Consider the following 14,209-nt stretch of genomic DNA (forward strand, 5'->3'; position numbering starts at 1 on the left):
TATGAAAAGATACATAAGCACTTTCCGCATATATAGCCTGGCTTTATTGCTGCTGCTTTCCGGTGTTGCCGGTGCACAGGATAACGCGCAGGATCACTCTGCCGATCTGTATAAATTTACGGTTGAGCAGGATATATTGAATCTGAAGTTTGAAGGTAACGCTGCTGTAAAGATCAAGTCGGCTTCCGGTTACGAAGAGGACATTGCGCGTACACCCTATGCTGCTGCCGTGCTTACCCGGGAGGAGATCGAAAACTCCGGAGCACTTACCATACCTGAAGTGTTGCGACTTGTACCCGGATTGTTTGTTCAGCAAACAACCAACGGCATGTATGAAGTATATATACAAGGCAGAGAAGCATTGCCTGCGGGCGAAGGCCTGCGCGATGCGCGCAGCAAAACCGTTCTGGTGATGATCAACAATACTCCCGTGAACAACGCGTTCGACGGAGGTGTGCTGTGGGAAACTCTTCCCGTGAGCCTACAGGATGTTGAGCGTATTGAAGTAGTGCAAAGCCCTTCCACTGTATTCTTTGGTCGTGATGCGGCCAGTGGTATTATCAATATTATTACCCGGTCTGCAGAAAGCGGCAAAATAGGCGTTTCCGGTACTTCCCAGCGCAGTATTTCACCATCCGGTGCACATACATCCTACAGTCAGGCTTCGGTAGGAGCAGGTATACGTGATAAGTTTCTCGTGCGCCTTTCAGGTTCTTATAACAGCACGAGACGTTTTCAGGACACAGACTATATCTATAGCCAGAATCGCTATGTGGCAGCCGATTCGTTGTTGTTCTATCAGTCTACAGCTGCAAAAACAAATCTGTATGGCAGCCTGGGCCGGCAGGACTATGCACTCAATTCGTCTGTACGCTATACGTCTGGCGAAAAGTTTACGATCGATGCCTTCCTTTCTTCCCAGCATTCGGAAGCACAAACTATATATGGCGGTTTTGAAGAACTGGCGCTGGCCCGCAGAACCTCATCGCTCAGTCTGGCCAACATCAACGGTAATTTTTATAATCTGCATGCGCAAGTGTCGTATATGTTTGGCAGTCAGGATTTGGCTACGGGCTATCCCGGCTACCAATTTGACGCCAAAAGAATGAATGCCCGTCTCTTCTACGATTTCAACAAAAAGAATTTTCATATCATGCCCGGTTTAAGTTACCAGATGAATGGTTATGACGACACCGCGCACCAGTCAGGCGACAGCCGTTATCCGGATATCATCAGCGGTAACAAAAGCTTTAATAACTATGGCGTATTTTTGAAAGCAGCAGTTTCGTTGCTAGACGACAAACTCACTCTCGATGGAGGTATACGCAGAGATGTATATAGTATCAACAGGAAAACGGTTATGAACTACCAGGCTGCGGCAGGATATAGTCCGATCGATAAAGTTATGGTGCACGCAAGCTATGCTACCGGCACGCTTGGCAACTTTGCCAATGAAGCGTTTGACGGAGGCACACGTACCAATATAGATGGAAGTACATGGCAACGAACCGTTAATCCATCGCTCACGGGTACACAAACTCGTAATATAACCGGAGGTGTGCGAGTAAGTGCAAGTGATAAGATACAAGTATCCGCTGCTTATTTTACAACGACCTATACAGGCTTGCGATCTGAAAAAACTTTCAAGGATTCGACCGGTGTGTTGACGCGCGAGTGGATCAATACAGCCACGAAACTGAAACGGCAGGGTGTTACGGCCAGTCTTTCGGCAAATGTTTCGTCCAAATTTAAAGTACGGGCGTTTGCTACGTGGCAAAAGACCACATTCAGTGATGATACAACCGCCAGCCATAAAATTTATACTCCTGATTATGTAGGAGGGCTTACAGCTGCATTCCGCACGCTGCTCGATCGCATGACCATCAATACGAGCCTGTATATGTATGGCACATATACCATGCAGACCGATCGTGGTGCTGAGTCGATTGCTTCGAAAGTTATACCTGATTTGAAAGTGTCTTATAAATTCTGGCAGGAGCATTCCGTATTTATCAATGCACGGAATTTTACGAACACTTCCCGCAAGGAATTTATTTATTCTGATAAAGTGCCTGCGCTATACCTCGTAGGCGTTAACCTCAACTTCTAACCAGATGCCTGTGAAACTGAAGTATAGATATAGCCTCCTGCTGCCGGTATATTTACTGGTGCAGCTATATGCCGTTACGCTGCAGGCACAAACGCCGCAGGATACCGTAATGTCCAGCCAGATGATAGGCCGTGCGGCAGACTGGGTAAGGCGGCGCCAGCCGGATAATGCCATACCACTTGCCAAAGAAGGCATTGTGCTGGCTCGCAAAAATTCATTTTTACGTGGTGAAGCCACGGGGAACCGCTTACTGGCAGAAGCCTATGCGCAGAAGAAAGAATACAGTGATGCCTTGCGGCATTACTTCTCAGCCGTAAAGGCATTGGATATACTGAAAGACAATCGGCAGCTTGTTCACATCTATTCAGCGATAGGATCGCTATACCTGGAACAGGATGCCTATACACAGGCGATCCGGTATTTTGAATTGGCTTACAAAAAAGCTGAAGCCGGAAAGAATAATGCTTCAGAAAAAGCTAACCTGTTGGAGAATATGGTTTTTGCCAGCGTACAGTTGGAAGATTATCCGCAGGCTATTCGCTATCAAACACAATTGCAGGATATATATCGCGAGCAGTCACAGAATCAAAAAGTAATTGAAGGATACAAAACACTGTCGTCTCTGTGCGAGAAAGCAAATCAATACAGGCAGGCACAAAAGTATAACAACGAGCTGGTCGCAATTTATACGAAGAACAATGATATAGCCGGCCTTTCTTCTGCCTATAATAACCTGGGATTTATTTACAAGCGAACCGATGATCTGAAAACTTCGGTAGAGTACTTCAATAAGGTAACGGATCTTCTTCTCAAGCCCTCAAAAGATTTGTCGGACAATGATAAAGCCATCTTGTATCAGAATGTTGGCGTTGCCTATACTAATCTTAAACAGTATACCCGGGCACGCGAACAGTATACCATCGCCCGTAAAATCCGTGAAAAACAAAAAAATGAAACCGAGATCGCTAACAGCGATAATTATCTCGCTTCAACTTATTATGTAAGCGGCAATACCTCACGCGCGCTAAAAGCTGTGAACAATGCTATACGGCTGGCAGAAGCCAACCATGCTGAAGAGGTGTTGCAGACCAGCTATAAGATATTGAGCCTCGTCTACGAGAAGGAAGGAAATCCTGCGCGTGCACAGCAATATGGGGAGAAGCACAAAGCGTTGAAAGATAAACTGGCAAAAGAGGCGAAGGAACGCAGGCAACAATTGCTGCAAAGACAGTTGATGATCGAGCAGGCCGAAGAAGATATACGCACGCTGCTGGCAGAACAGGAACGCGAAGTATTGGAAGCGGAGCGCAGAGACAATGAACTGAAGCTTCAGCAAAACGACATTGCGCTGAAAGAAAAGGAGCTTGCTATCATCAAGCGCGATCAGGCGCTGAAAGCGATCGAGTATAAAAACCAGCAACTCGAGAAAGAGCGTACAGAGCAGGCGCTTGCCTTGGCACAGCAACAGCTGGAAGCAGAAAAGCGCGACCGTGAAATAAGCATGCTCGCAAAAGAGAAAGAGCTACAGAAACAAAAGCTGGAACGAAAGCAATTGGAAGACGAGCAGCAGAAGAAAACTATTCAGTTGCTTGAAACAGATAAGAAACTAAAAGAGGAACAACTCACCAAAGGGTACTGGATTGTAGCACTTTTTGCATTGGTATTAACTATCATTGTGATAAGCTTGTTGCAGAAGCGAAGAGCTAACCGGAAACTGCGCCAGCAGCAACAGGAGATACAGGAAAAGAACGAGGCACTGCAACAAAACATGGCCGAGCTGAATGCTGCGCAGCAGGTATTGAGCGAACAAAAGGATCAGCTCGAAGTGCAGCACAAGAAAATTACGTTCAGCATAAGGTATGCACAACGCATTCAGCAATCTATACTTCCCCCTGATAGTATGATGAAACGGTTGTTTCCCGAGCACTTTATCATGTATCTGCCGAAAGATATAGTATCAGGCGATTTTTACTGGGCTGCGGAGCGAGGCAGTACACGAATCCTTTCCGTAGTGGATTGCACCGGGCACGGTGTACCAGGCGCGTTGATGTCGGTAGTGGGGAGTAATTCATTGAATGAGTTGGTGAATCAAAGAAACTTTACTGATCCGGCCTCAATTCTCAACAACCTTCACGAAAGCATCCGCTATAAATTAAGCCAGGAAGAAAGTCAGAACCACGATGGTATGGACATCGGCATTTGTACGATTGAACCTCTGGATAAAGACAATGTGAAAGTCGTTTTTGCCGGCGCCAAGCAAACGCTCTACATTATGCAGAACGGAACGCTGTCAGAGCAGGAAGGCGATCGTAAATCTATCGGGGGTGCCAATGCAGGTACTGCCCGTGATTTTACCAACCACGAAGTGATCCTGAAAAAAGGCGATATACTTTACTTGACAACGGACGGATTTACGGATCAGAACAATCCGGATCGTGTTCGGTATAATAAGAAGCGGCTGCGCAATCTGATCGACACTGTCTATCAGAAGAACATGCGGGATCAGCATCAACATTTTGAAGAAGCACTTGCCTCGCACATGCGGGATGCAGAGCAGCGGGACGATATAACAGTGATTGGCGTAAAGCTCTAAACTATAGATACAGCGATATACTACATGGACAAGACGAATGCAAGGTTAATGGATCTGTACAGCACCATGAATGAACAAGACATCATCATCTATTACAAGGGACCTTTTGATGACGTGATTCTAGCCGAGATCGGAAACAAGATACGCAAGAAGGTTTTTGACTCTCCTAAAGTAGGCAAGCGTCTGTTTGCTGTTTTTATGGAGCTCGCACAAAATGTTTCCATGTACTCGTCAGAGAAAAACACGATGGAACAGCGTGTGAAGTGGGGGGTTGGAACCCTGGCGGTATATGAAACAGCTGATATGTATACGCTCATGTCGGGTAACATGGTAAAGAATGATGTACTGGAACAGATCATCGAGAAATGTGCCGAGATCAATAAGCTGGACCGTGAAAGTCTTCGCGCAATGAAGCGAAAGTACAGAAGTGCAGAAATAGCCCCCGATCATAAAGGAGGAAATATAGGGCTGATACAGGTTGCACTGAAGTCAGATTTCCCGTTGGAGATCGATGCTAAGCGGATTGACGACCATCATTCATTCTTTACTATATCTGTGAGCATATCGCGTCACGATGAAAAGAGTGGGGAGGAGGAAAATGGATAGTGATGAATATACTTTACGCTGAGGTAGATACTACAAAGACTATGGAAGATTTAATACTGGAAGGATCAAGAGATGTGTACTTCTCTCCATCCGTAAAATTGGAAGCGGCCTCAGGCCGTTGCAGCATTTCCGGAGAATCGTACCTGGAAGAGCCTTATGAGTTTTATAAGAAGATCGCGGAATGGTTCATGGCCTACACACGTAGCGGAGGAAAAGGAATTTACCTCGACCTGCGATTTAGTTATTTTAATACCAGTTCATCGCGTGCCATACTGGAGATGTTGCGCGTCTTGAAGAATTTACAGAATAGTGGTACTGAAGTAGCCGTGAACTGGTACTATCCCAATCCGGATGATGACGAGATATTGATGGAAGGAGAAGATTTTCAGGAGGAGTGTGGCCTTGCCATCAACATGGTGGAGTACGAACTTGATTAAGGCTAAAAATAAAAAGCCAACGATCATGCCGGAATGTGCATGATCGTTGACAAACCTCATTACGTAATAATAAACCAGTTGCTCCAATATTCTTTCTCGGAGCTGAGCTCAATCATCATAGAGTCCTGGTGGAAGATCGTCTATAGCGGTGTACGGCATACGCTGCGTCCACGGTCTCTTACTGCTTCACCTGCGATCCGCTCAATGTACATCCGGCCAGCGTATGGTTTACACTGTAAGCATTATTAGCCATTCAACATTCAATCGCTTGTCAGTTGGGTAATGAGCAGCGATCACATCTTTTTTTCTCAACGCCGTTGATTACATCTGTACTCAAATTCTGACTCAATTGATCTTGAACTCGCGCTGTATAATGTGCACTCGCAACTTCCTACGCTTTTGGTAAGTTTCAATTTCCTGGTAGTTGTCTTCCATGTTTGCCGTCCGCCCATTGCGGTATATCAATCACTACGATGTTCAATAGAGTGCCCTATGCATGGAACTATGCCTCGCCCGACATTGACACGCAATACTTCACAAAACAAGTAAATCCGTTTGACGAGATCGTAGCAGAATCGCTATCGCTATATTTATTCAGCGACAGGTATAATTTCAGTCGCCCGGTGTTGTTTCAGATGATAGTGTTGTAAATGGACTCTGGCTAATCTTTTCTTAGGTAATTTTGTGGGCGACTATAGATGTAATCAAACTATATACGACTGTGGATATATTTTACAGCGTGCTGGCCTGATATAGTGATGGTAATGGGCCTGACCGATCCAGTGTAAGGCTTCTTTTGCCGTTATTCTGATGGCAACATCGGCAGCTTGTTGCTATTTCAGCAGAGCCATTAGAGCAAGATGACGCATTTCGGTATATATACTGTGAAAAAAATCCTTTACGTTTACATACCCAATTAAATGAATCAAGAATGAAAAGAATTGCAGGCACCTGGTGCCTTTCCCTCGTACTGATGTTTGTATTTCAGGCACAGCAACCTGTTCAACCCGTTAGCGCCAACGAAAGGGCTGAAGCGTTACTCGCTAAAATGACTCTGGAAGAAAAGGTAGGGCAGATGGCGCAAGTCACACTCGATGTAATTACCAAAGGCGAAAGCGAATATGTAAGTGATGAACCGTTGCAGATAGATATGGCGCGGGTAAAGAAAGCGCTCATCGACTACAAGATTGGCTCTGTGCTCAATACAGCAAATAACCGTGCACGCTCTACAGAGAAGTGGCATGAAATAATCAGTCAGATACAGGAAGTTGCTACAAAAGAAACACGGTTGAAGATACCGGTTATTTACGGTATCGATGCTATACACGGCGCAACGTACACAGCTGGCGCTACATTCTTTCCGCAGCAAATAGCGCAAGCGGCAACATGGAATCGCGCGCTGGTAAAACATGGTGCCGAAATTTGTGCGTATGAAACAAGGGCCTCTGCTATACCATGGAGTTTTTCACCTGTGCTTGACCTCGGTCGTGATCCACGCTTCCCTCGCCTGTGGGAAACCTTTGGTGAAGATGTATACCTCACCTCAGAATTAGGCAAGCAGATGGTAGAAGGATATGAAGGCAAAAGTGGCGATGTGAAAAACCCGCAGCATGTAGCATCTACCCTGAAACATTTTTTAGGATACCAGGTGCCCCAGTCGGGGAAAGACAGAACACCGGCCTTTATACCGGAGATTGAATTGCGCGAAAGACACTTGCCTGCCTTCAAGGCAGCGATTGATGCAGGAGCACATTCGATCATGATTAACTCAGGGTTGATCAACGGTATCCCCGTGCATGCTGATCAAAATATACTCACCAAACTGTTGAAAGAAGAACTTGGCTTTAAAGGCGTAGTGGTTACCGACTGGAAGGATATCGAAAATCTTCATGATCGTGATAAAGTAGCGACTACACAAAAAGAAGCTGTTAAGCTCGCCATCAACGCTGGTATAGACATGTCGATGATCCCCTATAACTTCCGTTTCTGCGATTACCTGATCGAGTTGGTAAAAGAAGGTGAAGTGCCCATGAGCCGCATCGATGATGCTGTACGCAGAATACTCACACTGAAATTTGACCTCGGGCTATTTGAGAAGCCGGTAACAAACTTTAAAGATTATCCGGAGTTCGGCAGCAAAGCTTTTGAACAATCAGCCTATCAGGCAGCGTCCGAAGCGATCACGCTGTTGAAAAATAATAACAATCTTCTTCCTTTCAGGAAAACTGCCAGGATACTGGTAACAGGACCCAACGCTAACACCATGCGTGCGTTGAATGGTGGCTGGTCATACTCCTGGCAAGGCGAGAAGGCAGACGAGTTTGGTGAAAAATATAACACTATATTGGAAGCGCTTCAATTGAAAGGCGGCAAGCAGAACATTACATTCATACAGGGAGTAGCTTACAATAATGGCGGTAAATACTGGGAAGAGAAAGATGTAGACATAGATGCTGCCGTAAAAGCTGCTGCATCGGTAGATTATATAGTAGCGTGCGTAGGCGAGAACAGTTATACTGAAAAACCTGGTGACCTGCATGATCTTACATTATCGGCTAACCAACTGGCGCTTGTAAAAGCTTTGAATAAAACCGGCAAGCCAGTAATTCTTGTGTTGAACGAAGGCCGCCCGAGGCTGATTAGTGCCATTGAAAAAGATGTGCAGGCTGTAGTACACTTATATTTACCCGGCAACCTTGGCGGCGATGCTGCTGCCGATGTACTCTATGGCAATGTAAACCCCAGCGGTAAACTTCCCTATACATACCCGATGTATGCCAACACATTGGTAACCTACGATCACAAACCATCCGAAGAGCAGAACAAGATGCAAGGTGTATACGATTATGAATCAGACTTCGCCATTCAATATCCTTTTGGTTTTGGATTAAGCTATACTTCCTTTACTTATAGCGACTTGCAGGTAAGTAAAGCATCTTTTACACCCGATGAGAAAATTACGGTCTCTGTAACAGTAAAGAATACGGGCTCACGCGAAGGGAAAGAGGTAGTACAATTATTTGTTTCTGATCTATATGCTTCCGTTACACCTGATGTAAAACGCCTGCGCGGTTTCGAAAAAATTACATTGAAACCCGGCGAATCGCAGAAGGTAACGTTTACACTCGGTGCAAGAGATATAGCCTTTGTAGGCAAAGACCTGCACTGGATTGTTGAGAAGGGTGAATATGAAGTTAATATTGGTACATTAAAAAGTAAATTCAGCCTTACCGAAGCTAAGACCTTCCGCGAAGGAGCCCCGCAGTTATAGTATAGTTATGGCATTTAGCGGTGCTAAGGTGACCGTGAAATATAGCCCTGATAATAAGGATAATTTTTATATGGCTGCTGCCAATTAAGAAAACCCGAATAGTTTGAATTGAATGGCCCCAGGCTTTAGCCAGAACGGAGAAAGGAGCAAATTTGTTTTTGCTCCTTTCTTATGAAGAATATATTTTAAAAGTTCAGAATGAAATCCTGCAAGTTCTTATTGCGGTCGAGTTGTATCTTTTTTCGCAGGCGATAGCGGCTTATCTCCACACCGCGCACCGAGATGTTCAATAGTTGCGCGATTTCCTTAGAAGAAAGGTTCATGCGCAGATAAGCACTTAGTTTAACTTCCTGCGGACTCAATGCCGGAAATGCTGCCTTGAAGCGGTTGGTGAAATCGCCATGCACGCGATCAAAGTGAAACTGAAAATGCACCCAGTCTGCATCGGCAGATATATTCTGCTCTATATTTCGCGTAATCTGTGCCAGTTCCTTCTTTACCTCTTCGTTGTCGTTTTTCTTCAGAATGTGGGCGAGTTGATTTTTTATACCGGTAATAAATTCATTCTTGTTCAGCAAATGCATGGTGGATGTGGCCAGCTCGTTATTCATGTGCTGCAGTTCCGATTCCAGTTTTTCATTTTGCAAACGCGTAATTTCTTCCTGCGATTGCTGCGAGAGCATTTCAAGCGCAGTGTCTTTCTGATTTAATTGTTCCTGTTGTTTTCGTTCCAGCAGTCTTTGTGCGCGCTGGTATTTCCGATTCAGTAAATTGAAGCCTGTGAACAACAACGCCATTACCGACAAACCATAAAATGAATATGCCCATACTGAACGATACCATGGAGGTAGTATGGTGAACGTATACGTAGCCTCATTGCTCAATTCCCCATTTACATTGTGAGCACGAACATGGAAAGTATAATTTCCTTCCTTCAGGTTGGTATATTCTTTCTGTGTCTTGCTATTCCACTCCGACCAGTTGTTCTCGTAATTCTCCAGGTAGTATTGATAGGTGAGATCAGCGTTACCTTCATAGGAAGTAGCGGCAAAGGCGAAGTGAATCGAATTATTTTTATAAGGAAGCTCTGGCCTGTAACCGTGAAGCTGGTTGCTTACGATAGAATCATTCGTGCTGTAGTTACCATAAAACAGTGTAGAGTCGCCGTTGTATGTGATGCCTACTCTGCGGATCAGTGTATGGAACATCAGTGCGCGATTGTCTTTCATGGTGGGGTCATAATGAATAAAACCGTCTTTCGCTCCGAACAATACATCGTTGTTTTGCAGGATGGCAATATTCATCAAATCATCGTTCAGGTACTTTCGGATCTTGTTGAATACATTTTCTTCAAGAACATATTCACCCAGTGCATTCTTCCGGAATACACCAATATGTTCGCGACTTACAAAGTATATATTCCCCAGTGCATCCTCACGTATAAACCATACCTGGTCATTTTTACCGAGTCGTGATGTAAAGAAATCGTCCGGTATAAAACGGTCGCTGGCCGCATCGTATTTATATACTCCGCTCGAACTGGTAAACAACAATTCGTTGCGTACTTTGAAAACGTTGATCAACAAGTTGGAAGGAAATCCTTTATCCACACCGTAGAACGAAACCTTTTCGATGCTATCCAGCGAATTACTTAATTTAATCTTATAAGCGCCCTTATAGCCGTGTGTTACCCAAATATCACCGGAAGGATCTTCAGCCATCACGCGCGAAGACTCATCGAAGCCTTTCAGTTTTTTCCGAAAACGCCATTGTCCGTTCACCAAATCGTATACCTGCAAACCGGAGTATACTCCCTCAACCAGTTTTGTGCGATGATCTTTAAGTGGAAGAAATACCCATGAGCCAAACTCATTAGAAAGCCGTATACCCGCTTTACCTTCGATGCGCAGAGCACCGTTATGATGGCCTATCAACAGGTTGCCGGAGTATTCGCCGATATGATATACCTGTCCGCGCGTGTTCTCGATCAGACTGAAGTTGAACTTATCGCCCTTCTCGTGAATATATACTCCCGTGTTGGTACCGAGGTATAGCTGCGAATTTCTAAGATAGGCTGAATAGCCGGAGCCTGGTAAGCCTATTTGCCTATTGATGAAGGTAAAAGGCGAGCCCGACTCCACATAGGCAAGTCCGTTGTTCTGGCCCACCCACAAATTGCTGAGATCATCTTCATATATACTCAGCACTGTGGAGGTTTCAATACCGTGACCGCTCGTAAGTTGCATCAGCAGGTTGCCTTCAGGATTCATTACCAGCAGGCCGTTGTTCTGCGTACCGATCGCAAAGTTCCCGTTGCGCAGCCGGATCACACAATTCACAATAGAAGCCTTCAGAAACGACTGCATGGATTCATTCCACGGCTGCAGAATCCCCTCATTATAAGTATAAACACCATCATAGGAAGTAGCCACCAGCAAATGGTTGTCGTGCAACGGCAGAACGGATGAAATACTGCGGTTCTTAAAGTTCTCACCTCCCTTGATCAGGCGGATGCGTGCTCCTTCCAGCATGCCCAATCCTTCTGATGGCTGGTTTACATACAACTGACGATTTACCAGGAAGGAATGATCGATACCCTTCGGTCCCTGAATGACGGTGAATTTATGCTGGTCGTACACATATATGGCAGAAAAGGTGCAGAAGTACGCCTTGTCGCCATCAATGTAGGCGCTCCACGTCTCATCAAAATTCCGGAATTGCTTTTCGAGGCTGTCAGCCAGCGAAGTATACTGCAACTTTCCATACTGATCGGGAAAGAAGTAGCCGAAGTCGCCCTGACCACCCACGTATATCCGTCCGCGGGCATCGATGGCCACGCTTCGCACTTTCGTTCCATTCTTTACACCGTACACATGCCATTGGTCTCCATCAAATTCCAGCAGCCCAAAGTTGTTTGCAATGTAGACCAGCCCGAGCCGGTTCTGGGTAATGCACCAGTTCTGAATACCAGCATTATATTCAACCGACTGGAAGTTGCGGGTGAAAGGCAGTCCAGACAAAGGCGACTGTGCACAGACACGAGAGGATAGGGTAGTGAATAGTCCCGCGAAGACGATTAAGAAGTACTTCGTAAAAAATGGATTCCCATTCATGACAAGGCTTAAAGGAAAGGTGATGTAGTGTTCAAATCTACTCTCAAAATGCTTGAAATCCATTGAAATTTAATATTTTACATTACACTGATGTAGTTTTGATGTAGCCATAAATACCCGCTTGATGTAGTATTGTTGAGGCCTGTTTATTGATAGCTGAAGCTTTTCCTGCGAAGTTTGTTGGCACACTCAAACGTTTTCGATCCTAAAACCCTCGTGAACGCGGAGTGCTTGACTTTAACCAAATTTAACGCATGAAAACAAAACTACTGGCGCTCTTAATGACGCTGTCGCTGGTCGGGTACGGCCAAAGCCTTTTGAAAGGCCGTGTGACAGATGAAAATGACCAGCCGCTGCCCGGAGTGAACGTCCTTGTTAAAGGGACATCGCAGGGAACGGTGACCGATGCAAACGGTGAATACTCTCTTACCAACACATCGTCTGATGCGGTGCTGCTGCTCAGCTTTATCGGGTACGTACCGCAGGAAATTACCGTTGCTGGCAAAACCTCGATCGATGTGAAAATGTTGCCCGATACCCAGGCACTACAGGAAGTGGTGGTGATCGGTTATGGAACCACTACACAGAAAGAACTTACAGGTTCGGTAGCGGTAGTCGATGGGCAGAAGCTGGCTACGCTTAACCCGGTGCGCCTGGATCAGGCGTTGCAAGGCCAGGCAGCGGGTGTACAGATCTCATCTGCTTCTGGTTCTCCGGGGGGTGCCTGGAACATTCGCATCCGCGGGCTTTCTACCAATGGCGATAACAACCCGCTTATTCTGGTAGATGGCGTACCTTACTCCACGGATGGCCTCAGTGCATTGAACCCTTCGGATGTAGAATCCATCAACGTATTGAAAGACGCAACGGCGGCTATATATGGTGTACGCGCGGCCAACGGTGTAATCATCATTACTACCAAACAGGGAAAGAGAAACTCAAAACCTACACTTGATTTCAATGGATATTATGGTGTGCAAGAGACAACAAAGAAACTTGATCTGCTCTCGGCACGCGAGTTCGCTGTACTGAAGAACGAAGCGTATGCTGCCGGTGGCCTTACGCCTCCTTTCGCCAATGTAAATCTGGGCAAAGGTACCGATTGGCAGAATGAAGTCTTTCAAACAGCACCGATCCAGAACTACAACCTCAACATCAATGGTGGTTCTGATAAAAGCACATATTCCATTGGTGGTTCATACATGAACCAGGATGGTATTGTAGGCGGATCGAAGTCGAGTTATAAGCGTTACAATGCACGCCTCAACTTTACAACCGACCTCGCCCCTAAGGTAACGCTGCAAAGCGTATTCCTCTATACCAATGAGCGCAGAAAAACATTGCCGGAGATGAGTATATCTTCTGTGTTGTTCAACACCATCAATGCAAACCCTGCTGCATCGCCTTATAACAGCAATGGTACGTATGCATACCTCGAAGATGTAACCGAAGTGATTAACCCGCTGGCGCAAATCGCCAATACCTTTAATGAATCGCGTGTAAATAAAATGGTGGGCAAAGAAGAGATCACCTACAAGATCAACAATAACTTTGAGCTCTCCGGACGTGCCGGTTATAACTACGCCATTGTAGACGACAAGACGTTTAACCCGCTGGTATATTACGGATCAGGCAAAGCGCAGAACACAGCGCTCGATGGAAACCTGACACCCCGCACCACAGCCATTGCCAACGGAGTAAGTATACCCGTTTATAACAACGTTATGGAAGGACGCACTACGTACTTCAACTATAATCTGGAAGCCTTCCTGAACTATAACAAATCGTTTGGTGAGTTTCATAAGGTAAAAGCAACGCTGGGTACATCCATACTTGCCGACATCAACAAGAACCTGAGCGGCACAGGCTATAACGTGCCCTATAACTCAAACGCCTTTGCAGATATATCGGCTACGGATGGAGCCAATTTGCTCAACAATACATCATCCTGGCAGAATGAAAGGAGATTACAATCATTCTTCGTGCGCGGTGAATACGGCTTTGGAAGTAAATATTTACTCTCGGCACTTATTCGCAGAGACGCTTCATCCGGCTTTGGTAGGAACAACCGATTCGGTT

At 45.6% G+C, this 14,209-nt stretch carries 8 protein-coding genes; 7 read left to right on the forward strand and 1 reads right to left on the reverse strand.

The genetic code is table 11. From position 1 onward, the window contains the following. Position 1 precedes the first annotated feature (1 nt). The 6 genes from V7Q33_RS04480 (at position 2) to V7Q33_RS04505 (ending at position 9,017) form a co-directional block, all read left to right on the forward strand. Positions 2–2,110: a TonB-dependent receptor plug domain-containing protein gene (locus tag V7Q33_RS04480; protein WP_333819020.1), complete on the forward strand. Its 2,109-nt coding sequence runs from the start codon at positions 2–4 to the stop codon at positions 2,108–2,110. Between the two features lie 4 nt (positions 2,111–2,114). Beyond that, positions 2,115–4,703, forward strand: coding sequence for a SpoIIE family protein phosphatase (locus tag V7Q33_RS04485; protein ID WP_331980145.1), 2,589 nt, complete (start codon positions 2,115–2,117; stop codon positions 4,701–4,703). Positions 4,704–4,727: 24 nt separating this feature from the next. Further along, positions 4,728–5,309 (forward strand): SiaB family protein kinase, encoded by a 582-nt coding sequence (locus tag V7Q33_RS04490; protein WP_331980143.1) that lies wholly within the window; start codon positions 4,728–4,730, stop codon positions 5,307–5,309. Positions 5,310–5,311: 2 nt separating this feature from the next. Then, positions 5,312–5,746, forward strand: coding sequence for a DUF1987 domain-containing protein (locus tag V7Q33_RS04495; RefSeq protein WP_331980141.1), 435 nt, complete (start codon positions 5,312–5,314; stop codon positions 5,744–5,746). Positions 5,747–6,219: 473 nt separating this feature from the next. Then, positions 6,220–6,396, forward strand: a complete 177-nt coding sequence (locus V7Q33_RS04500; RefSeq protein ID WP_331980139.1) for a hypothetical protein — start codon at positions 6,220–6,222, stop codon at positions 6,394–6,396. Between the two features lie 281 nt (positions 6,397–6,677). Continuing rightward, the gene (locus V7Q33_RS04505; RefSeq protein ID WP_333819021.1) at positions 6,678–9,017 is read left to right on the forward strand and encodes a glycoside hydrolase family 3 N-terminal domain-containing protein; all 2,340 of its coding nucleotides are present in this window, start codon (positions 6,678–6,680) and stop codon (positions 9,015–9,017) included. A gap of 185 nt (positions 9,018–9,202) precedes the next feature. On the opposite strand, the gene V7Q33_RS04510 is transcribed toward V7Q33_RS04505, so the two are convergent. Further along, on the reverse strand, positions 9,203–12,037 hold the full coding sequence (locus tag V7Q33_RS04510) for a triple tyrosine motif-containing protein (protein ID WP_333819022.1): 2,835 nt from the start codon (positions 12,035–12,037) through the stop codon (positions 9,203–9,205). 347 nt (positions 12,038–12,384) lie between these two features. Between V7Q33_RS04510 and V7Q33_RS04515 the strand changes: the two genes are divergently transcribed. Continuing rightward, the coding region (locus tag V7Q33_RS04515) for a SusC/RagA family TonB-linked outer membrane protein (protein ID WP_333819023.1) at positions 12,385–14,209 on the forward strand (1,825 nt) is incomplete at its 3' end.

The organism is Ohtaekwangia sp. (genome assembly GCF_036786105.1).
In the GTDB taxonomy this organism is placed as follows: domain Bacteria; phylum Bacteroidota; class Bacteroidia; order Cytophagales; family Cyclobacteriaceae; genus Ohtaekwangia.

Bases quoted from the DNA above. Each gene is read 5' to 3' on its own strand.
- V7Q33_RS04495 (WP_331980141.1), top strand. From the start codon at position 5,312: ATGAATATACTTTACGCTGAGGTAGATACTACAAAGACTATGGAAGAT.
- V7Q33_RS04480 (WP_333819020.1), top strand. From the start codon at position 2: ATGAAAAGATACATAAGCACTTTCCGCATATATAGCCTGGCTTTATTG.
- V7Q33_RS04500 (WP_331980139.1), top strand. From the start codon at position 6,220: ATGTTCAATAGAGTGCCCTATGCATGGAACTATGCCTCGCCCGACATT.
- V7Q33_RS04505 (WP_333819021.1), top strand. From the start codon at position 6,678: ATGAAAAGAATTGCAGGCACCTGGTGCCTTTCCCTCGTACTGATGTTT.
- V7Q33_RS04485 (WP_331980145.1), top strand. From the start codon at position 2,115: ATGCCTGTGAAACTGAAGTATAGATATAGCCTCCTGCTGCCGGTATAT.
- V7Q33_RS04490 (WP_331980143.1), top strand. From the start codon at position 4,728: ATGGACAAGACGAATGCAAGGTTAATGGATCTGTACAGCACCATGAAT.